A 21718-nucleotide genomic window follows, 5' to 3' on the forward strand; every position below is an offset into this window, starting at 1 on the left:
TTTTTATTGTCTGCCGTTTGGCATTCTCACTGATTTCGAGCTTTCGCCTCGGCAGCCTTGGCTGCGCGCAAGCGCCGTACCTCTTTCGGGTCAGCGAGCAACGGGCGATAAATCTCAATACGATCCCCCGCCTGAACCAGGCGAACCTGAGGATCGGCAACCACTTTGCCAAAGATCCCCAAAGGGCAATCCGCCAGATTCAGCTCGGAAAACGCCTCACCGATGCCCGAGGCGAGCACCGCAGCCCGTATTGTCGAACCTTCAGCCACACTGACGGTACGCAAAACCTGACGTTCAACGGCCGCATACACGACCTCTATCTCGATCACCGACTCAACCATGCATCTGCTTGGCGCGCTGGCAGAACGCGTCCACCAGAGTATTCGCAGCCTGATTGAACAGCGGCCCCAAGGTCGCACGCACCAACGGCCCGGCGTAGTCGAAGGAAAGATCCAGGCTGATCTTGCAAGCCTTCTCATTCAACGCCTTGAACACCCAGACACCGTGCAACTGATTAAACGGACCTTCTTCAAGGTTCATCTCGATCGTTTGCCCCGGCACCAGCGTATTACGCGTCACAAAGTGCTGACTGAGTCCACCCTTGGCCACGCCGACGCTGGCGCGCATGTGTTCCGGCGAGCTTTCCAGCACTTCGGCAGACGAGCACCACGGCAGAAACTCCGGATAACGCGCCACGTCGTTGACCAGGTCGTAGAGAAATTGCGCCGGGTACGGCAGCAGCGCTGATCGTTGAATATGTGTCGTCATGTAAGCGTTACTTCCAGAGCTGAGCGGCAAATACTACAAGAATGCCGATAGGCGCCACGTAGCGCATCAAGAACAAAGACAGGGCAAACAGCGCCGGATTGCGAATCGACAACTCGTCACGCACCGCCTCACGCCCCATCACCCAACCGGCAAACAGCACAAAACACAGACCACCGAGCGGCAGCATGATCCGCGAGGTGAAGAAATCGATCACGCCGAAGAAGTCCAGACCGCCCGCCGCCCCCCATTGGTAGAGATGGAACATTCCGCCTTCGTTCACGAAAAATTTGGCCTCCTTCCAGATATTGAAGGAGAACACCGTGCCCAGACCAACGAACCAGCAAATGAATGCCAGCCAGAAAGTAACCCAGGCGCGGCTGATTTTCGTGCGCTCAACCAGATAGGCCACCATCGGCTCCAGCAGGGAAATCGCCGAACTCCACGCCGCAATCGCCACCAGCACAAAGAACACCACGCCCATCAACTGACCGAATGCCACGTTACCAAAAGCAAATGGCAGGCTGACGAACATCAGGCCTGGGCCTTCGCTAGGGTTCAGTCCGCCGGCAAACACAATCGGGAACAGCGCCAGACCGGCCACCAGCGACACAAAGGTATCGAGCAGTGCGACGCCGACCACCGTACCGGACAACGACGCATCCTTAGGCATGTAGGCGCCGTAGATCATGATCGAGCCAACACCGACGCTCAGCGAGAAGAACGCGTGGCCCATGGCCGGCAACAAGCCGTCGAGGACTTTTTCCGGGTGGAAGTCGAACATGAAATGCACGCCTTCCATGAAATGTCCGGTGGTCATGCTGTAACCCAGCAGCACCAGCACCATCACGAACAGCAGCGGCATCATGATGCGCAGGCTGCGCTCAAGCCCGGCGACCACCCCTTTGGCGATCACCACCGCCGACAGCAGCATGAAAATCGTGTGCCAAAGTGTCAGGCGCCACGGATCGGCAATGACCTTGCCGAAATAAGCGCCGACCTGGTCGGCCGTGGCGCCCTGAAAGTCCCCGCGCCCCATGTCGACGATGTAATCCAGCGACCAGCCGCCGACCACACTATAAAAAGACAGGATCAGCAGCGCCGTGATCATCCCGGCAAAGGCGCCCCACGACCACTTGGCCGAATGCCCGGCATCGAGCGCCAGGACCTTCAGGGCGTTCGCCGGACTTTGCCGGGCGCGACGACCGATCAGGGTTTCAGCGAGCATGACCGGAACACCGATCAGCGCGATGCACGCCAGAAACATCAGCACAAAGGCTCCGCCGCCGTAGACCCCGACCATGTAGGGGAATTTCCAGATACTACCCAGTCCCACGGCCGAACCGGTCGCGGCGAGTATGAATACCCAGCGGCTAGCCCAACTGCCGTGGACAGAAACCTTGTCTGTCGACATCGTTTATCACGCCCAAGCGTTAGAAAAAGAGGCCGCATTGTCCGGGATTCACTCAACCTGCTCAAGCACGCAGCATCACCGTAGCCGACAGCGGAACAACTCCATATAATGCCGCCCCTATGGCTAAACAGAAGAAACACCCAACAGGGACCATCGCGCAGAACAAAAAGGCGCGACACGATTACTTCATCGAGCACAAGTTCGAGGCTGGTCTGGTCCTGGCCGGCTGGGAAGTAAAAAGTCTGCGGGCAAGCAAGCTACAGCTGGTCGACAGCTATGTCCTGCTCAAGGATGGCGAAGCGTGGCTGCTCGGCAGCCACATCACGCCTCTGATGACCGCAAGCACCCACGTCATCGCAGACCCGGTGCGCACACGCAAATTGCTGCTCAACCGCCGCGAGCTGGAAAAACTCGCCGCCGCCGTGCAGCAAAAGGGTTACGCCTGCGTATGCCTGTCCTGGTACTGGAGCAAGCACATGGTCAAGTGCGAAATTGCTCTGGGCAAGGGCAAGAAGGAATACGACAAGCGCGACACCGAGCGCGAGCGCGATGCCGGTCGCGAGTTGCAGCGCGCCGTGCGCAACAAGGGCAAGGAAGACTGATTTCCTCTGCCTTTAGAGCACATTCGCGAGCAGGTCGCACCGTCGCTCCCACTTTGGAATGCATTTCAAATGTGGGAGCGACGGTGCGACCTGCTCGCGAACGCTATTGCAGCATCAACACCGAAGTAACTGATCACATCCCCTTGCGCCGCTCCGCCCGGGCCATGCGCTGAACCTCCTGCCGCACCTCTTCCAGCACTTCCTGCACATACAGAATGTGCCGACTCGACACTTCTCGCGCCTGCTCCGCGCGCCCTTCGATGATCGCCAGATACAATTCCCGGTGCTGAGTGATCAGCATGTCGCGGGTTTCCGTGCGCTGTTTGTACATGCCGCCGATGTTGGTCACGACGTTACGCTTGAGCAGATCGAACAGCCCGCGAATGGTGTGCAGCAACACCGCGTTATGACTGGCCTCGGCAATCGCCAGATGGAATTTTGCGTCCGCCGCGCCCTCTTCTGCCCGACTGACTTCGTCGTGACGCGAATAACAATCCTGCAACTCTTCGAACGCGGCGGTCAGCCGCTCACGGTCGACATCGGTGGCACGCAATGCAGCGTAATAGGCGCACGATGCCTCCAGAGTGTGCCGAAATTCCAGTAGATCGCGCTGCGCCTCGGGATTGCTTTCGAGCAGTTGCAGCAGTGGATCACTGAAGGTCGAACCGAGACTTTCCACCACATAGTTGCCACCGCCCTGACGACTGACCAGCAAGCCTTTGGCCGCCAGTTTCTGGATCGCCTCGCGCAGCGACGGCCGTGATACGCCAAATTGTTCGGCCAGCGTGCGTTCCGCCGGAAGCCGCTCCCCCGACTTCAGCGTGCCCTCGAGAATCATCCCCTCGAGTCGCTCGACAATATCGTCAGACAAACGGCGCTGCCGAATCTGATCAAACCCCATAGCTCATTTCTCCACGACCCCGACCGCTCGCCGGGCTCTCTATTCTGGCCTATCGGCGCCTTGCCGACACCTACCAAACACCACCTGCCCGAACCGGATCAGTTGCCATCTGCACCGCTTGTTCGACAAAAGTTTCAGGGCGACAAATTGACACACCGCCATCAAGGCTTTTACCCTAGCCAACAGCGATTGTAAATTGGTATTACCAATTAACCAAGAACGCTGACAGTGCCTGACCAACAACAATTAGGGGCCACCCCATATGCAAACCTGGCAACAGCTCTACAGCCCGCTCGGCAGTCTCGGCGTGTCCGCTCTCGCGGCCGTCATTCCCATCGTTTTCTTTTTCCTCGCGCTGGCGGTGTTCCGCCTCAAAGGTCATGTGGCCGGCAGCATCACGCTCGCCTTGTCGATTGCTGTGGCGATTTTCGCTTTCCACATGCCGGTCGACATGGCCCTCGCTGCGGCGGGATACGGCTTTGCCTATGGTCTGTGGCCGATTGCCTGGATCATTGTGGCGGCGGTGTTCCTCTACAAACTGACGGTCAAGAGTGGTCAGTTCGAGGTCATTCGCAGTTCGGTGCTGTCGATCACCGACGACCAGCGCCTGCAGGTGCTGCTGATCGGTTTCTGCTTCGGTGCATTTCTTGAAGGTGCCGCCGGTTTCGGCGCGCCCGTGGCGATTACTGCCGCGCTGCTGGTCGGCCTGGGTTTCAACCCGCTATATGCCGCCGGCCTGTGCCTGATCGCCAACACTGCACCGGTTGCCTTCGGCGCCTTGGGGATTCCAATCATTGTTGCCGGGCAAGTGACCGGCATTGATGCGTTCAAGATCGGCGCCATGACCGGTCGCCAACTGCCGCTGCTGTCGCTGTTCGTGCCGTTCTGGCTGGTGTTCATGATGGACGGCCTGCGTGGCGTGCGTGAAACCTGGCCGGCTGCACTGGTCGCGGGCCTGAGCTTCGCCATCACCCAATACTTCACCTCGAACTTCATTGGGCCAGAATTGCCGGACATCACCTCGGCGCTGGCCAGCCTGATATCGCTGACCCTGTTCCTGAAAATCTGGCAGCCAAAACGCACCGCAGGCGCGCAAATCGCCGGCGCCACGTCGAGCGCAGCGATCACCGCCAGCGTCGGCGGTTTCGGCCAGAAGCGCACCACCGTGGCGTCGCCTTACAGCCTCGGGGAAATTTTCAAAGCCTGGTCGCCGTTCCTGATTCTCACCGTGCTGGTGACGATCTGGACGCTGAAGCCTTTCAAAGCGATGTTCGCCGCTGGCGGCTCGATGTACAGCTGGGTGTTCAACTTCGCGATCCCGCACCTTGATCAAATGGTGATCAAAACCGCACCGATCGTGGCCACCCCGACTGCCATTCCTGCGGTGTTCAAACTCGACCCGATTTCCGCGACCGGCACGGCGATTTTCTTCTCCGCGCTGATCTCGATGCTGGTGCTGAAGATCAATTTCAAAACTGGTCTGACCACTTTGAAAGAGACGTTCTACGAACTGCGCTGGCCGATCCTGTCGATCGGCATGGTGCTGGCCTTCGCTTTCGTCACCAACTACTCCGGCATGTCGTCGACCATGGCCCTGGTGCTGGCCGGTACGGGCGCAGCGTTCCCGTTCTTTTCGCCATTCCTCGGCTGGCTCGGCGTGTTCCTCACCGGTTCGGATACCTCGTCCAACGCGCTGTTCAGTTCGTTGCAAGCGACCACCGCACACCAGATCGGCGTCAATGACACCCTGTTGGTGGCGGCCAATACCAGCGGCGGCGTGACCGGCAAGATGATCTCGCCACAGTCGATTGCCGTGGCCTGCGCGGCGACCGGCCTGGTGGGCAAGGAATCGGATCTGTTCCGTTTCACCCTCAAGCACAGCCTATTCTTTGCAACGATTGTCGGTCTGATCACGCTGGCCCAGGCCTACTGGTTCACCGGCATGCTGGTGCACTAAACCTACAACAAACACAGAAAAAACCGACGCCGGTTCGTGATACCGGCGTCAGCAATTCACACCCCGGTCTGTAAGGCTGCTGAAAGCAACGCTCTTTATATTCAGCAGCCGCCACAGACGGATAACCGGGACCACCCGGAGACACGCCTGATGAGCGAGCTTTTTTACAACGCTGTGCCCAACGCCACCCGCGTGGCACCGCCACTGCCCGAACCTCGGCAATACCCCAGCGAGAAACCGTCGCGGGTCTACCTGTTCGGCACGTGTGTGGTCGACCTGTTCTACCCCGAAGCCGGGATGGACGCGATCCACTTGCTGGAGCGCGAAGGGATCAAGGTCGAGTACCCGCAAGGGCAAAGCTGCTGCGGACAACCGGCCTACACCTCGGGTTACACCGAGCAGGCACGAACCGTCGCGCGCTCGCAACTGGCGCTGTTTGCCGGGGGTTATCCGGTGGTGGTGCCGTCGGGTTCATGCGCGGGCATGCTGCGCGAGCATTACGCCGACTTGTTCAAAGACGAGCCGGAGACGTTGAAACAGGTGCAGGCCCTCGCCGCCCGCACCTATGAACTGGCTGAGTTTCTGCTGTTTGTCTGCAAGGTGCAGCTCAAGGACAGCGGCGAGCCGGTCAAAGTCGCGCTGCACACTTCGTGTTCGGCACGGCGCGAGATGAACACCCACCTGCACGGCCGCGAGTTGTTGGCGCAGCTGAGCAACGTGGAACGGGTCAACCACGATCACGAAAGCGAATGCTGTGGCTTCGGTGGGACATTCAGCGTCCGTATGCCAGACATTTCCGGCGCGATGGTGGCTGACAAGACCAAAGCGTTGAAGGAATCCGGCGCGCACAAGGTCTTGAGTGCCGACTGCGGCTGTTTGATGAACATCAACGGCGCATTGGAGAAACAAAAAGAAGCGCTGCGCGGGCAACATCTCGCCAGCTTTCTGTGGCAACGAACAGGAGGTGCGCAATGAGCACTTCCGCGATTATTCCTACGGTCGCCGTAGAAGAAGATTTCCGCACCCGGGCGCACAACGCTTTGGGTGATCAGCAGTTGCGGAACAACTTCCGCACGGCCATGGACTCACTGATGGTCAAGCGGGCAGCCGCTTTCAGTGATGCCCACGAAAGAGAACATTTGCGCGCCCTGGGCAACTCGATCAGGGCGCGTGCGCTCTCCAAGTTGCCCGACCTGCTCGAGCAACTGGAAAAGAACCTGACCCGCAACGGTGTGACAGTGCACTGGGCGGAAACGGTGGACGAGGCCAATGGCATCGTCTTGTCGATCATCCGCGCTCACGAGGCGCGGCAAGTGATCAAGGGCAAATCGATGGTCAGCGAAGAGATGGAGATGAACCATTTCCTCGAGGCTCAAGGTGTTGAATGCCTGGAGTCCGACATGGGGGAATACATCGTCCAGCTCGACCACGAGAAGCCTTCACACATCATTATGCCGGCGATCCACAAGAATGCCGGTCAGGTCGCGTCCTTGTTCCACGACAAACTTGGCGTGGAATACACCAAGGACGTTGACCAACTCATTCAGATCGGTCGCAGAGTCCTGCGGCAGAAATTCTTCGAAGCGGACATCGGCGTCTCCGGTGTGAACTTCGCCGTCGCCGAAACCGGCACCCTGCTGCTGGTGGAAAACGAAGGCAACGGGCGCATGACCACCACCGTGCCACCGGTGCACATCGCCGTCACCGGCATCGAAAAGGTGGTGGAAAACCTGCGCGACGTGGTGCCGCTGCTGTCGCTGCTGACCCGCTCGGCGCTGGGTATTCCGATCACCACCTACGTCAACATGATCTCCGGCCCGCGCAAGGAACATGAACTCGACGGCCCGCAGGAAGTGCATCTGGTGCTGCTCGACAACGGTCGCAGCCAGGCCTTTGCCGACAGCGAATTGCGCCAGACCCTGAATTGCATCCGCTGCGGCGCCTGTATGAATCATTGCCCGGTCTACACCCGCGTCGGCGGCCACACCTACGGCGAGGTGTACCCGGGACCGATCGGCAAAATCATCACCCCGCACATGGTCGGCCTGGCGAAAGTCCCGGATCACCCGAGCGCTTCGTCGCTGTGCGGCGCCTGCGGTGAAGTGTGTCCGGTAAAAATTCCGATCCCTGCCCTGCTGCGTCGCCTACGCGAAGAAAACGTCAAGGCCCCGGACTCGCCGCATCAAGTGATGCGCGGTCAGGGCAGCAAGTATTCGCGCAAGGAACGTTTCATCTGGAACGCCTGGGCGAAACTCAACAGCTCGCCGACGCTGTATCGACTGTTCGGTTTCTTCGCCACACGCCTGCGCGCGCTGACGCCAAGCAACGTCGGCCCGTGGACGCAAAACCACAGCGCACCAAAACCCGCCGCCCGCTCACTGCACGACATGGCCCGCGAGCATCTGGCCAAACAGGGAGACCGCTGATGAGCGCCAAGCAAAACATCCTCGCCAAGCTGCGGAAAAGCCTGACCGGCGCCACACCGATTGCCGACAACTTTGATGTCGATCTGGTGACGCAGCCTTACACCTACAGCGCCGATCAACGCATCCCGCAACTGCGCAAACTGATGGAAGCGGTGCACACCGAAATTCATCTGACCTCTGACGCAGACTGGCCGGCGCTACTCGCGCAGTTGCTGCGTGACCGTCAGTTGCCAAGCCTGTTGATCGCGCCGACTACAGCGCACGGGCAACGCATCACACAACACTGGGCGAATCATCCTGATCTGCCCGCGCTGAAATCCTACGACCGGCCGATGGAAGCGTGGAAAGCCGAGTTGTTCGACGACACCCCGGCCAGCCTCACCGGCACCCTCGGCGCAATTGCCGCCACCGGTAGCCTGATTATCTGGCCGACCCGCGAAGAACCGCGGTTGATGAGCCTGGTGCCGCCGGTGCATTTCGCCCTGCTCAAGGCCAGCGAAATTCGTGACAACTTCTATCAGGTGCAGCAGGAATTCGAGTGGGCCCAAGGCATGCCGACCAACGCATTATTGGTGTCCGGCCCGTCGAAAACCGCTGACATCGAGCAAGTCCTGGCTTACGGCGCCCACGGCCCAAAAGACCTCGTAGTGCTGATCCTGGAGGACCAATGACGCTTCCGGTGAATTTCCTGCGTGATGCGCAACAACTGATTCCGGCCGAGCGCCGTTTTGATGATCCGCTATCGACGCTGGCCTTTGGCACTGACGCCAGTTTTTATCGGCTGATCCCGAAACTGGTCATCCGCGTCGAGTCCGAAGATGAAGTCGTGAGCCTGTTGAAACTGGCCCAGCGCGACCACGTTCCGGTGACCTTCCGCGCTGCGGGCACCAGCCTTTCCGGGCAAGCCATCAGCGATTCGGTGCTGATCGTGCTGGGGGATAACTGGAACGCCCGCGAGATTCGCGGCCAAGGCACGCAAATCCGCCTGCAGCCGGGCGTCATCGGTGCGCAGGCCAACGCATGGCTGGCACCGTTCGGCCGCAAGATCGGCCCGGACCCGGCGTCGATCAACGCCTGCAAGATCGGCGGCATCGTCGCCAACAATGCCAGCGGCATGTGCTGCGGCACGGCGCAAAACACCTATCACACGCTGGCCGGGATGCGCCTGGTGCTGGCCGATGGCACGCGTCTCGACACCGAAGACGCTGCCAGTGTCGCAGCATTTCGCAACAGTCATGGCGATCTGCTGGAGCGCCTCGCGACATTGGGCCGCGAGACCCGCGCCAATGCCGAGCTGGCCGCGAGAATTCGCCACAAATACCGTCTGAAAAATACCACCGGCCTGTCACTCAACGCCCTGGTGGATTTCGACGAGCCTGTGGATATCTTGAGCCACCTGTTGGTTGGCTCCGAAGGCACCCTCGGTTTTATCAGTGCGGTGACTTACGACACAGTGATCGATCACCCGCACAAGGCGTCGGCGCTGATCGTGTTCCCGGATGTGGAAACCTGCTGCAACGCGGTCACCGTGCTGAAAAGCCAACCGGTGTCGGCGGTGGAACTGCTTGATCGACGCAGCCTGCGCTCGGTGCAGGACAAACCCGGCATGCCCGCTTTCGTACAACAGCTGTCGAACAATGCCTGCGCCCTGCTGATCGAATCCCGCGCCGCCTCTTCCTCTTTGCTGCAGGAACAGCTGGCGCAGATCATGGCGTCACTCAGCGGCTTCCCTGTGGAAAAGCAAGTCGACTTCACCGAAGACCCGATCGAGAACGCCCGCCTCTGGGCGATTCGCAAGGACACCTTCCCCGCCGTCGGTGCCGTACGCAAAACCGGCACCACGGTGATCATCGAAGACGTGACTTTTCCGGTCGAGCAACTGGCCATCGGCGTCAATCGCCTGATCGAGCTATTCGACAAGCATGCCTACGACGAAGCGATCCTTTTCGGACACGCACTGGAAGGCAATCTGCACTTCGTCTTCACCCAAGGCTTCAACAGCGCGGAAGAAGTCGCACGCTATCAGGCGTTCATGGACGACGTCGCGCAACTGGTGGCGGTGGAATTCGGTGGCTCGCTGAAGGCCGAGCACGGCACCGGGCGCAACATGGCGCCGTTCGTGGAGCTGGAATGGGGCAGCGATGCCTATCAACTGATGTGGCAGCTCAAACGTCTGCTCGACCCCAACGGCATCCTCAACCCGGACGTGGTGCTCAGCGAAGATCCGCAGATTCACCTCAAGCACCTGAAGCCGCTGCCGGCGGCCGACGAGATTGTGGATAAATGCATCGAGTGCGGCTTCTGCGAACCGGTCTGCCCGTCGAAAGGCCTGACCCTGAGTCCGCGCCAGCGCATCGTGATCTGGCGTGACATTCAGGCAAAAAAACGCGCAGGCATCGACACCCGCGAACTGGAAGAAGCCTACGCGTACCAAGGCATCGACACCTGCGCCGCCACCGGCTTGTGTGCGCAACGCTGCCCTGTAGGCATCAACACCGGCGAACTGGTGAAAAAGCTCCGCGCTCGTAACGCCACGCATCAGAAAACCGCTGACTGGATCGAAGGAAATTTCGCCAAGACCCTGCAAGGCGCACGTTTTACTCTGCACGTGGCCAACGGTGCGCGGATGCTGCTCGGTGCGCCACGTCTGGCGAAGCTTTCAGCAACCCTGACGCGCTTGTCCAAAGGCCAGGTGCCGCTGTGGACGAATGCGATGCCGCAGCCGGAAAAAGCCATTCGCTTCAGTCCGAGCGTCTCCGATGAGCGTCCGCGCGTGGTCTATCTGGCTGCCTGCGTATCGCGGGTCATGGGCCCGGCAGCCGGAGACAAAGAGCAGATGTCGCTGTACGACAAAACCCGGGGCCTGCTGGAAAAGGCCGGTTACCAGGTGGTGTTCCCGGACAATCAGGACAACCTCTGCTGCGGTCAGCCGTTCGCTTCCAAAGGCTATGCGGAACAGGCCGAGCACAAGCGCCAGGAGCTGATCAGCGCCCTGCTTCACGCCAGTCGCGGCGGACTCGATCCGATCTATTGCGACACCAGCCCGTGCACCCTGCGCCTGGTGCAGGATGTCGGCGAAGTTCGCCTGGACCTGTACGACCCGGTGCGCTTCATTCGTACGCACCTTCTCGACCGACTCGAGTTCACCCCGCAGGATGCACCGATTGCCGTGCACGTGACCTGCAGCACCCAGCATCTGGGCGAGAGCCAGGCGCTGATCGATCTGGCACGCAAATGCAGCACCAACGTGGTCGTCCCCGAAGGCATCCACTGTTGCGGGTTTGCCGGTGACAAGGGCTTCACCACGCCGGAGCTGAACAGCCATTCGCTGCGCACGCTCAAGGAGGCGGTGCAGCATTGCAGCGAAGGGATTTCCACCAGCCGGACTTGCGAGATCGGTCTGACGCAACATGGCGGAATTGACTACCACGGACTGGTCTATCTGGTGGATCGAGTGACCCGGGCGAAGGCCTGCTGAAGAAAAATAGAACCCTTGAGTTCGACTGTAGTCCACAGAATAACCCCGACTGATCGGGGTTTTTCTTCCATACGGTTGCCCGTCCTGACGGCCAGCGAAGTCTGGACCCACTCGGTTCAAGGAGATACACATGAAACGTTCTGTACTGTTAGGTCTGTTCGTTACTGCATCGATGATGGCTTCCACTTCGTTCGCCGCGGACAAGCCTGCCAACCTGTGCGATGCCAATATTCAGACCATCAACAATGCCAAGGGGCAGCTGTCAGCGAACCCGGAACTGAGCCAGCGCGCTAACGCCAGTGTGAGCAAGGCCGAGGCGCTCAAGGCTGATGGCAAAATCGACGATTGCATTGCGGAAACCTCGCAAACCATCGTGGAACTGCGCAAATCCACCGGCACCAACAACTGATCAGCTGCCCGGCCAACCTTCGGGTTGGCCTCGCGGGCCGTTTGGCGTACACTGCGCAGGCTTGTTGCTCAAACAGATGTACTGAGCAATGAGTTCGGGGCCGTTTAGGATTCGACGCCGGTTGCGAAACTTTAGGTGCATGCCGACTTGGTAACAGAAGTCGTAAATCCACTGTTGCAACTACTTATAGTTGCCAATGACGACCAATACGGTGTTGCTCTCGCTGCTTAATTGCAGCTGACAATGCTCCTGGTACCTTCGGGTCCAGCAATCATCAGGGGATGTCTGTAAACCCGAAATGATTGTCATATAGAACAGAATCGCCGTGCAGTACGTTGTGGACGAAGCGGCTAAAACTTACACAACTCGCCCAAAGCACCCTGCCCTTCGGGTCGCTGAGGGTTAACTTAATAGAAACGGCTACGCATGTAGTACCGACAGCGGAGTACTGGCGGACGGGGGTTCAAATCCCCCCGGCTCCACCAACTCTCAACGACAAAGCCCGCCTAGTGCGGGCTTTGTCGCATCTGGCCATCCCATCCACCCCTTCCGCCAAAAGCCCCCCCGCCCACACACCTCAATGCCCATGCCGATGATGCACATCCGGAAAGTGCGCATGACTATGCCGCATCGGCGTATGCACATGCGGATGGCTGTGCGGCTCCGCTCCATCCCACTCAAACCCGTGGGTATGCTGGTGATGCTCGTCGTGTGTATGGCGATGATCTCGCTCGAGCCGTTCGTGCTGATGCTCATGGGCATGGTTTTCCATCAGGTGAATCCATACCCCTACGGCCATTAACGCGGCAGCGAGCAGGAACATCAGCGATATCGACTCGCCCAGTAGCAGAATCGAGATAGCTGCGCCCAGAAACGGCGCGGTGGAAAAGTATGCGCCGGTGCGCGCACTGCCCAGTCCGCGCAGGGCGAGGACGAACATCACCAGGCTGACGCCGTAGCCGAGAAACCCGGCCAACAGAATCGGCGAAATCTGTGCTCCCAACAGTTTGGCAAGTGGAGTACTGGCGCCAAACAACGCCGCCGCAACCAAAGCGTAGAGAACGCTGACATTCATGACGGGATCACTCGTTTGAGCCTATGAAGTACCGGCAATGATCATGGCAAAACTCAGGTGAGAATTATGTGAACAGCTGATTGGTGTCAGGGAACATCACCCCAAGCACGTGCTCAAATCCAGCAACATTTAATCCGCGTAATCACTGGGCGACTGCTCGACGCAGCCTCTATGCTGCAAACATCGAGATGCAATGGAGTTGAAGATGAAAACCTGGATCGCCGCCGCGCTGGCCATACTGATTTCCCTGCCTGCCTACGCAGCAGATGCTGGCGCTGTGCGCGTCGAACCGATCGCTTTCACAACCAGCGCCGACAGCGTCCAGCGCAAACAGTCGATCAAGGGTGACCAGACCGCGGAGTACAGATTCAATGCCAGGGCCGGCCAGTTGCTCACCGTCGACTTCAAACCGTCCAACACCTCCGCCTATTTCAACATCACCGCCAAGGGCGCGGATTACGCGCTGTTCAACGGTTCGATCATGGGCAATCACTTCCTCGGAACGTTGCCGGCCGATGGCGAGTACACGGTTCAGGTCTATCTCATGCGCAATGCCGCACGGCGCAACGAGGTGGCCAATTACGAGTTATCTCTGAGACTGGTCAATGGCGATGCCACCCGCGGCAAACAGCCATTCGAGCAGACGCTGGAATGGCAGGGTATTTCCTTTCACGTCAGCACCGAACAGGTTGACGGCAAACCGACGCTGCGCATCACCCCCAAAGGTCTGGAGATCGATAACGCGATCATCAGCCGGGCGCTCACCGGTGAGGTCGTGCGTGCCGAAGTCGCTGACCTCAATAACGACGGCTCCCCTGAACTCTACGTGTTTACCCGCTCGCCCGGGCGCGGCATGCCGGGCGATCTGATCGCCTACTCAGCCAATAACAAGAAATCCCTGAGCGAAATCTACTTGCCCCCGGTCAGCGACAACCCGAAAACCGCCGAGGGCTATCAGGGCGAGGATTCGTTTGCAGTGGTGGAAAACCGGCTGGTGCAGCGCTTCCCGGTGTATGACAGCTCTGACGCAGGCGCCGGCCGCACGGGGAAGATGCGCCAGGTTCAATACACGTTGGTGGCGGGCGAGGCCGGGTGGGTTTTGCGCGAGGACAAGGTGACGGAGTATTGAGTTAGCTTCACCCGGCTCACGCCAGCGGATAAACCCCGAAAGCGCTTCTACACTCACGGCGCCCCTTCCGCCGAACCGAGCCCCCATGACCTCACTCAAAGACCGCATGCAACAAGGCAAGGACGCCCGCAAGCAGTGCTCGCGCAGTGCTCAAGCGTCCACCGGCAAGATGAACCGTGATCCGATTCCGTTGATCAAGGCCTCCAGCCAGGGCCGTGTCGAGTCGCTGGTCGAACTGCGTTACGGGCGCATGCTGGTGTCGCCGTTCACCTTCTTTCGCGGTAACGCGTTGCTGCAAGCGCACGATCTGTCGGGCACGGCGAACATGGGCCTGAACGTGCCCATCTGCGGTGACTGCCATCTGATGAACTTCGGGGGCTTTGCCACGCCTGAGCGCAATCTGCTGTTCAGCGTCAACGATTTCGACGAGGCGCATCCCGGTCCGTGGGAGTGGGACCTGAAGCGACTCGCAGCGAGTTTCGTGGTGGCCGCCCGCGACTTGCGCCACGGTGAGTCGGTCGAGGAGCAGGTGTGCCGTGAAATGGTCGGCGCCTATCAGACCACACTGCTGGAATGCGCCGAACAGAGCACGCTGGAAAACTGGTACGAGTCCATCAGCTACAACGACCTGCTGGCGCAGGCACGCAAAAGTACCCTTGAACATGTGCAGCGCGCCATCGAGAAGGCCGAGCGGCGCACGCACGCCGAGTTGCTGCCGAAAATCAGCGAACGCGATGCCCACGGGCGCCTGATCATTCGCGATGACCTGCCGGAAATTTTCCACCTGCACAAAAACACTACGCTGCTGGATGCCGAGGATGACTGGCTGCGACTCGCGGACTGGCGTCCGCTCTTCGACACCTTCATGCGCGAGTATCGCAGCACGTTGCAACCCGACCGCCGCGAGTTGTTGTCACGGTTTCACGTGCAGGATCTGGCATTCAAAGTGGTCGGCGTCGGCAGTGTCGGCACGCGTTGTCTGGTGGCGCTGCTGACCGACGATCAGGAGTTCCCGCTGTTCCTGCAACTCAAGGAAGCCCGGCGCTCGGTGCTCGCCGACTACGTCAAAAGCAAATCGCGGGTGCGCCATGAAGGTCAGCGCGTGGTCGAGGGGCAACGCCTGATGCAAGCGGCCAGCGACATGTTTCTGGGCTGGACCACCGGCCCCGGCGGTCGGCAATTCTACGTGCGGCAATTGCGCGACATGAAGATCTCCGCCGAACTGGAAAACTTCGACGCAGAGACGTTCGCCGCCTACGGGCGAGTTTGCGGCCGCGCCCTCGCCCGAGCCCATGCCAAAGCCTCCGGCCTCGCTGCGCAGATCAGTGGTTACATCGGCAAAGGCGATGCGCTGGCGGATGCGCTGTTGAAGTACGCGCAACATTACACCGCGCAGAACGAGCGCGATTTCGAACGCTTCCAGACGGCCTGTCGCAAAGGGCGGTTGCGGGCCCGCTCAGAGGCTGATTTTGCCGCTGACCATTTGCCTTGAGCCGGGGCTCTGCCAGCGCGGCAGCGTCCTACGCCAGACGTCCTAGGAAAATTCCCGCAACACGTGTCGACTTTCATGAACTGGTGCAGCGATTTTCGGGGCGTTACCCTCCTCGCCTGCTGTTCATTCCACGGAGCTGCGTCATGAAAAAAATCACCCGACTTTCGCTCGTTGGACCGGTATTACCCGATGCGCAAACGGCCCGCACGAAAACCCGATCGAACGCCACCGCCGCCACAGGCGGTTCGAAACGACGGCCTGGCCTTCCCCTCAACCAGATGCTCAGGGTGCGTGACGACGTCGACACCATCACTCTGCTCGAGCATGCCAGCGAACTGCTTGGGTCTCTCGCCGCCATCAGTGAAAATTTTGCCGAAGAATTCGATGGCTCCCGGCGTCATGTGGCGGTGGCGATCAAACAGCTGAGCGCATTGGCCGAAATCGTCGTCTGCCGGGCTCGGGACAATCTTGCCTCGCCGGGATCGCCGACGCCGGACGTTCGCCACTGACGGGCGAAACCCGTAAGGCGCGAGCGGTCTTGCCTGTCAGGATCGAGCCACGGTGTAGCAGTTGATCGAGATGAATTTTTCTTCACTGCCGTTGCCCGGCCGAACCTGTACATTCCGTTTGCTCATTCAAGAAACTACGGTTCGCCCGCGCTCTCCCGCGGGCTTTTTTTTGCCTGAAATCAGCCACAGCTTGCTGTGCCCCGGGTAATTGCGCGACGCTGCCAGCAGATCCCTCGCCAAGGAACGCCCGATGCCGCTGTTGACCCTGCCCTGCCAACGCCTGACGCTGGCGATACTTGCCCCGGATCAGGCAGAGCTCGAAAGTGATTTCTATCGACGCAATCTGCGCCACCTCGCCCCGTGGTCGCCGATCCGCACCACCGAATACTTTTCCACCGAGCAAATTCGCCGACGCCTTGAAGTCCAGGCCAGCGCATTCGAGGCCGGTCTGGCCATGCACTTCGCCCTGTTGACGCCGAATGGTGAGCAAATGATCGGTGCGTGCAACTTCAGCGGCCTCATTCGCGGCGCGTTCCAGGCGTGTTATCTGGGTTATCACCTCGATGAAACCCGTCAGGGTCAGGGGCTGATGCAGGAAGCGCTGGAGGCGGGCATCGGCTATATGTTCGAAACCCAGAACCTGCACCGGATCATGGCCAACTACATTCCCGGTAACGAACGCAGTGCGCGGTTGCTTGAACGGCTGGGTTTCGAGCGCGAAGGCTACGCCAAGGCGTACCTGAATATTGCCGGGCGCTGGCAGGATCATGTGCTGACGGCGCTGGTCAATCCGGTGTTCGAAACACCGGAAAAGCGTTGGTCGCGGCATCTCGCGTGAGTTTCACAATTTGTTAAGCATTGGCGAAGTATGCTCAGGCCTTCACCCCTTCCGGTTGCTTGAAACCCATGTCGCGTTCCGCCACTTCGCTGTTTCTCCTCGCCGCCCTGCTGTTTTTCTTCGCGCTGGGCAACCATCAATTGCAAGGTTCTACCGAAGCCCGCGTCGCCGGCATCGCCATGGAGATGCATCTGGACGATGACTGGGTCACGCCACGGCTGTTCGGCGAGCCGTTTCTGGAAAAACCACCGCTGAGCCTGTGGCTGGATGCGGGCGCGATGCGCGTGTTTGGCGTTTCGCCGTGGGCGGTTCGATTGGCTTCGGCGGTGGCCGGGCTGCTCAGTGTGATGGTGTTGTACGGCATGTTGCGCCGGTTTGGCCGACCGAAAACGGTCGCATGGACCGCCGGCATCCTGCTGGCCACCATGGCCAGCTACTGGAGCAACGTACGCGGGGTCGGCGAGGATGCGCTGCTGGCCCTCGGCGTGACCACCGCGTTGCTGGGGTTTTTCCAGGCGCAAAAAACGTCGACCCCGGGCAGTTCGTTGCTGTTCGTGGTCGGGATCGCCATCGCCACCTTGAGCAAAGGGGTGTTGGGCCTGGCCATGCCGGGGGTGGTGATTTTCACTTATCTGCTGGCCGACAACCTGTTGGACAAACGCCTGAAACTCGGCGACTGGCTGCGGCCGGGCCTGCTGACCGTGGTCGGTTTGATTCCGTTGATGATCTGGCTGGCGGTGCTCTATCAGCACGGCGGCGCGCAAGCGCTTAAAGAAGTGTTGCTGACCAACAGTGTCGGGCGCTTCAGCGGGTCGTTCGTCGAGGCGGGGCACTACGAACCGTTTTATTACTACCTCGCCAAACTGCCGGAAGCTTTTCTGCCGTGGAACATCCTGGTGTATCTGGGGCTCTGGCATTTCCGCAAAGAATTGAAGACCCACCGTTACCTGCTGTTCTTCAGCCTGTGGATCGTCGCGCAGTTCGTCATGCTGACGCTGGCGTCGAGTAAACGCACGGTGTACCTGATGTCGATGACACCGGCAGCAGCGGTGATCGCTGCGGAATATGTGGGTGTGCTGTTCGAAAAACTCAAAGCGTACGAATCTTCCAGCCGCTTTGCAGGCCGCATCGCCCGTCATCGTCAGGCATTGGGCGCTACTGTCCTGACGGTGATCATCGCCAGTTACCTTGGCGCCGCACAATGGGCGCTGCCCAACGCGGATAAAAAACTCTCGTTCCTGCCGCTGACCGAACAAATTCAGACGCTGCAGGCGCAAGGGCATCAGGTCGCACTGTTTCAGGCCAACGAACGGCTCGGCGGTGCCAGCGTGTTCTACACCCAACAGGTGCTCAAGGGCCTGGACACGGATGCGCAACTGCGCGAGTACCTGAGTGCATCGCCATCACACGTCGCGGTGATGGCGGGCGATAGCGAGCCCGCTGCGCCGCTGAAAGTGCTCAAGACATTGATCGTCGGGCGGCAGGCGTACTACTTCGTCGGCTACTGAATCTTTTGCCGCGTGGCGGCAAGCCATTGTGGCGAGGGGATTTATCCCCGTTGGCGCGCGCAGCGGCCCTTCTCTTGATTTAAAAGAGGGCCTGCTGCGCAGTCCAACGGGGATAAATCCCCTCGCCACCAATCAACAGCAGGCGTACTCAGGTTTCCGATTCACCTGCAATACCCCGAAGTTGTAAACGTCGAAACGAGACTTCATCGGGCAGTTACCGTGCGCCAGTCGGAAGCTTCAATAAAACCGAGCATTTTGGGGCCCGCCGGACTCGCGGTGGAAACGAACAGCGAGGAGCCGTAACCCGGGTTCGAGGCCGAGACGTCCAGGTCTTTTTCAAGCTGCCCCATGCATTCGCTGTGGGTGACCAGAATCAGGTTGCGCCCCGGAATTTTATGCGCGAGCGCGTCCTGCAACATGCGCCCCTTGCAGTCGATCAGCCACTCTTCGCCACTGGCGGCGCGGTTAAACATGTAACCGGCGGTCTGCACCGTGCGCATCGACGGGCTGTTGTAGATCTCGGCATTGTTCAGGCCCAGGTGCTCGAACTGTGCGCCCACGGCCACCGCGACACTGCGCGAGCGGTCGGTGATGCCGTCATTGCCGCTCAGGCAGGGCGCTTTCGAGTGATCGCAGCGCTCGACATGGCGCACCAGCACGATCACATCGCCCTTGGCCCAATCCGCCGCCAGCGCCTTGGCCCCGGCGACATTGCCGTGGGCCAGGTCCGACACCGTCGCCGGGGCCAGCAGCCACAACGTCAACGGAATCACCAGCACCGAGGCCGCCAGCACCACCCAGGTATTGCGAAAACGCGCCAGGGCGCTCAGGTTGATCGAGCGCTTGACGCCAAACAGACTCAGTCTCAATTCCACAAAAACCGCCTCGCCAGCCAGCATCACTTGTCATTCGATGCGGCACGGTACCGATGGCCACATGGGCAGGCAGTGAAACTCATGTGAAAAAAGTCTTGGGATCCGTTGTTACAAATCCACCGGGACAAAATCCTTTCAGCTCTCGGATTTACGGCCGATACAGTCCTGCTACACCCTTGCTGGCTCAAAAAAACAACAATCTTCCAGCCTGACCGATGATCGAGAAGCACAACGTTCCTGGAGGAATTGTGATGAATAGCTGGTTCGGCAACATCAGCGTGAACATGAAATTGGGCCTGGGCTTCGGCCTGGTCCTGGCCCTGACCTGCGTACTGGCCCTGACCGGATGGACCAGCCTCGGCGGCCTTATTGACCGCAGCAACTGGATGAGCGACATCACCCAGCTCAATGCCGGTCTGACCAAACTGCGCGTGGTGCGCCTGCAATACATGCTGACCAACGGCGACGAAACCGCCGCGCAGAATGTGCAGACCACCCTTGAAAGCTTTGCCGCCCAGCAGCAAGCACTGATCAACAAGTTCAAGAGCCCGGAAAACGTCAAGCTGCTCAAGCAGCAGGCGGCGACCATCGCCGAATACCAGACGTCGCTGAACAAGATGCGCAACGCCTACCGCACCGGCAACAGCGCGCGCGACGTGATGAGCACCAATGCCGAGACCGCTTACAACATGATCGAAACGATCAGCAAGCGCGTGCAGCAGATGGACATGAGTGAGCAGCGTTTCGATCAGTTCCAGGCAATCACCACCGCCAAGGAAGCGTTCATCCTCGCCCGTTACGAAGTGCGCGGCTACACCGCCACCACCAACGCCGAAACCGAACAGAAAGCCGTCGGCCAACTCGACGTCGCTATTGCCAGCCTCAAGCAGTTGAGCGCGCATTTCGCCGACAGCCAGCAAGACGCCCTGCGTCAGCTGGAAACCGCACTGCTCAACTACCGCAGCGCGTTGCAGGCGTACAAAAACGCCAACAGCGAAGCGGTGCAGGCGCGTAAGGAAATGACCGACCAGGGCGCCGCGATCGTCAACACCAGCGAGCAGCTGTATCAGATTCAACTCGACCGTCGTGACATCGAAAGCGCTCAGGCCCGTACCTTCCAGCTGATCAGCACCCTGCTGGCGCTGTTGGTCGGCGTGATTGCCGCCGTGATCATCACTCGTCAGATTACCCGTCCGCTGCAAGAAACCCTGGCCGTGGTCGAGCGCATTGCCAGCGGCGACCTGACCCAGAACGTCACGGTCACCCGCCGCGACGAGCTCGGCGTACTGCAACAAGGCATTGCGCGCATGGGTGTGACTCTGCGTGACTTGATCAGCGGCATCCGCGACGGCGTCACCCAGATCGCCAGCGCCGCCGAAGAGCTGTCGGCCGTGACCGAGCAGACCAGCGCCGGTGTGAACAGCCAGAAGGTCGAGACCGATCAGGTCGCCACCGCCATGCACGAGATGACCGCCACCGTGCAGGAAGTCGCGCGCAATGCCGAAGAAGCCTCGCAAGCCGCAGCCGCCGCTGATGGTGAAGCCCGTGAAGGCGACAAAGTGGTGAACGAAGCCATCGCCCAGATCGAACGTCTGGCGAGCGAAGTGGTGCGTTCCACCGAAGCCATGAGCGTGCTGCAACAGGAAAGCGACAAGATCGGCAGCGTCATGGACGTGATCAAGGCCGTCGCCGAACAAACCAACCTGCTGGCACTCAACGCTGCGATTGAAGCGGCCCGCGCCGGTGAAGCCGGCCGTGGGTTTGCCGTGGTCGCCGACGAAGTCCGTGGCCTGGCTCAGCGCACGCAGAAATCCACCGAAGAAATCGAAGGCCTGGTCGCCGGTCTGCAGAACGGTACCCAGCAAGTCGCTGCCGTGATGAACAACAGCCGCGCCCTGACTGACAGCAGCGTGGCCCTGACCCGCAAGGCTGGCGACTCACTGGAAAACATCACCCGCACGGTGTCGAACATCCAGTCGATGAACCAGCAGATCGCGGCGGCTGCCGAGCAGCAAAGCGCCGTGGCCGAAGAGATCAGCCGCAGCATCATCAACGTGCGCGACGTGTCGGAACAAACCGCCGCCGCCAGCGATGAGACCGCAGCGTCCAGCGTTGAGCTGGCACGCCTGGGTGGCCAGTTGCAGCAGATGGTCAGCCACTTCCGCGTCTGACCTTCAATCAGCGCCAAAGCGTAAATCCAATCGCGGGCAAGCCCGCTCCCACAGGTAACGAGTCGAACACACAATTGTGAACGACTCAAAAAACTGTGGGAGCGGGCTTGCCCGCGATTGCGTCAGCACCGTCACCCCACTGTCACAGACAACCCGCCTTGTGCAGGAG

The 21718-nt window shown here is 60.0% G+C and carries 18 protein-coding genes, 1 other RNA gene and 2 pseudogenes; 15 read left to right on the top strand and 6 right to left on the bottom strand.

What is annotated here, in order from left to right:
- Positions 1-26 precede the first annotated feature (26 nt).
- From PseuLF5_RS25740 to PseuLF5_RS25750, 3 genes are read right to left on the bottom strand one after another with little or no spacing between them, the layout of a single operon-like run.
- Positions 27-341, bottom strand: a complete 315-nt coding sequence (locus PseuLF5_RS25740; RefSeq protein WP_340134956.1) for an RnfH family protein — start codon at positions 339-341, stop codon at positions 27-29.
- Positions 334-768, bottom strand: a complete 435-nt coding sequence (locus tag PseuLF5_RS25745) for a type II toxin-antitoxin system RatA family toxin (RefSeq protein WP_123464518.1) — start codon at positions 766-768, stop codon at positions 334-336. The genes PseuLF5_RS25740 and PseuLF5_RS25745 overlap by 8 nt, the downstream gene beginning before the upstream one ends.
- A 7-nt stretch (positions 769-775) precedes the next feature.
- Positions 776-2179, bottom strand: coding sequence for a sodium-dependent transporter (locus tag PseuLF5_RS25750; protein ID WP_128615788.1), 1404 nt, complete (start codon positions 2177-2179; stop codon positions 776-778).
- Between the two features lie 119 nt (positions 2180-2298).
- On the opposite strand from PseuLF5_RS25750, the gene smpB reads away from it, so the two are divergent.
- Positions 2299-2781: an SsrA-binding protein SmpB gene (smpB, locus tag PseuLF5_RS25755; protein ID WP_007915208.1), complete on the top strand. Its 483-nt coding sequence runs from the start codon at positions 2299-2301 to the stop codon at positions 2779-2781.
- 133 nt (positions 2782-2914) lie between these two features.
- Here smpB and PseuLF5_RS25760 read toward each other — a convergent pair whose 3' ends face one another.
- Positions 2915-3682: an FCD domain-containing protein gene (locus tag PseuLF5_RS25760; RefSeq protein WP_007915207.1), complete on the bottom strand. Its 768-nt coding sequence runs from the start codon at positions 3680-3682 to the stop codon at positions 2915-2917.
- 262 nt (positions 3683-3944) lie between these two features.
- Between PseuLF5_RS25760 and PseuLF5_RS25765 the strand changes: the two genes are divergently transcribed.
- The 7 genes from PseuLF5_RS25765 (at position 3945) to ssrA (ending at position 12437) form a co-directional block, all read left to right on the top strand.
- Entirely contained in the window at positions 3945-5639 is a 1695-nt protein-coding gene (locus PseuLF5_RS25765) for a lactate permease LctP family transporter (protein ID WP_222833680.1), read from the top strand.
- A 150-nt stretch (positions 5640-5789) separates the two neighbouring features.
- Positions 5790-6614 (top strand): (Fe-S)-binding protein, encoded by an 825-nt coding sequence (locus tag PseuLF5_RS25770; RefSeq protein WP_340134957.1) that lies wholly within the window; start codon positions 5790-5792, stop codon positions 6612-6614.
- Entirely contained in the window at positions 6611-8065 is a 1455-nt protein-coding gene (locus PseuLF5_RS25775) for a LutB/LldF family L-lactate oxidation iron-sulfur protein (protein WP_267804365.1), read from the top strand. Before PseuLF5_RS25770 ends, PseuLF5_RS25775 begins: the two co-directional genes overlap by 4 nt.
- The gene (locus PseuLF5_RS25780; protein WP_186746290.1) at positions 8065-8736 is read left to right on the top strand and encodes a LutC/YkgG family protein; all 672 of its coding nucleotides are present in this window, start codon (positions 8065-8067) and stop codon (positions 8734-8736) included. Before PseuLF5_RS25775 ends, PseuLF5_RS25780 begins: the two co-directional genes overlap by 1 nt.
- Positions 8733-11543 (top strand): FAD-binding and (Fe-S)-binding domain-containing protein, encoded by a 2811-nt coding sequence (locus PseuLF5_RS25785; RefSeq protein WP_340134958.1) that lies wholly within the window; start codon positions 8733-8735, stop codon positions 11541-11543. The genes PseuLF5_RS25780 and PseuLF5_RS25785 overlap by 4 nt, the downstream gene beginning before the upstream one ends.
- Positions 11544-11673: 130 nt before the next feature.
- Complete coding sequence (locus PseuLF5_RS25790) at positions 11674-11952, top strand: hypothetical protein (protein WP_222833684.1); 279 nt, start codon at positions 11674-11676, stop codon at positions 11950-11952.
- A gap of 96 nt (positions 11953-12048) precedes the next feature.
- Positions 12049-12437: a transfer-messenger RNA gene (gene ssrA / locus PseuLF5_RS25795) on the top strand.
- A gap of 92 nt (positions 12438-12529) precedes the next feature.
- Here the strand turns inward: ssrA and PseuLF5_RS25800 are convergent.
- A pseudogene (locus PseuLF5_RS25800) lies at positions 12530-12949 on the bottom strand (EamA family transporter); the annotation flags it as partial.
- A gap of 283 nt (positions 12950-13232) precedes the next feature.
- Here PseuLF5_RS25800 and PseuLF5_RS25805 point away from each other — a divergent pair.
- The 5 genes from PseuLF5_RS25805 to PseuLF5_RS25825 all read left to right on the top strand — a co-directional run bounded on the left by PseuLF5_RS25805 (position 13233) and on the right by PseuLF5_RS25825 (position 18503).
- Positions 13233-14156, top strand: a complete 924-nt coding sequence (locus PseuLF5_RS25805) for a PliI family lysozyme inhibitor of I-type lysozyme (RefSeq protein ID WP_340134959.1) — start codon at positions 13233-13235, stop codon at positions 14154-14156.
- A gap of 85 nt (positions 14157-14241) precedes the next feature.
- Positions 14242-15648: a DUF2252 domain-containing protein gene (locus PseuLF5_RS25810; protein WP_322375126.1), complete on the top strand. Its 1407-nt coding sequence runs from the start codon at positions 14242-14244 to the stop codon at positions 15646-15648.
- 143 nt (positions 15649-15791) lie between these two features.
- Complete coding sequence (locus tag PseuLF5_RS25815) at positions 15792-16157, top strand: DUF6124 family protein (protein WP_123464475.1); 366 nt, start codon at positions 15792-15794, stop codon at positions 16155-16157.
- A gap of 250 nt (positions 16158-16407) precedes the next feature.
- On the top strand, positions 16408-16995 hold the full coding sequence (gene rimJ / locus PseuLF5_RS25820; RefSeq protein ID WP_336347153.1) for a ribosomal protein S5-alanine N-acetyltransferase: 588 nt from the start codon (positions 16408-16410) through the stop codon (positions 16993-16995).
- 68 nt (positions 16996-17063) lie between these two features.
- A complete protein-coding gene (locus tag PseuLF5_RS25825; protein ID WP_340134960.1) occupies positions 17064-18503 on the top strand; it encodes an ArnT family glycosyltransferase in 1440 nt (479 codons plus the stop codon).
- A 203-nt stretch (positions 18504-18706) separates the two neighbouring features.
- Here the strand turns inward: PseuLF5_RS25825 and PseuLF5_RS25830 are convergent, their stop codons facing one another.
- Entirely contained in the window at positions 18707-19378 is a 672-nt protein-coding gene (locus PseuLF5_RS25830) for a histidine phosphatase family protein (protein WP_340134961.1), read from the bottom strand.
- Positions 19379-19764: 386 nt separating this feature from the next.
- Between PseuLF5_RS25830 and PseuLF5_RS28370 the strand changes: the two are divergent.
- Together PseuLF5_RS28370 and PseuLF5_RS28375 are read left to right on the top strand one after the other, a co-directional pair.
- Positions 19765-20691: pseudogene (locus PseuLF5_RS28370) on the top strand (methyl-accepting chemotaxis protein); the annotation flags it as partial.
- A gap of 144 nt (positions 20692-20835) precedes the next feature.
- Complete coding sequence (locus tag PseuLF5_RS28375; protein ID WP_411353453.1) at positions 20836-21549, top strand: methyl-accepting chemotaxis protein; 714 nt, start codon at positions 20836-20838, stop codon at positions 21547-21549.
- Positions 21550-21718: the final 169 nt, after the last annotated feature.

Origin of the sequence: Pseudomonas sp. LF-5, from assembly GCF_037626295.1 — a bacterium.
GTDB classification, from domain to species: Bacteria; Pseudomonadota; Gammaproteobacteria; order Pseudomonadales; family Pseudomonadaceae; genus Aquipseudomonas; species Aquipseudomonas monsensis.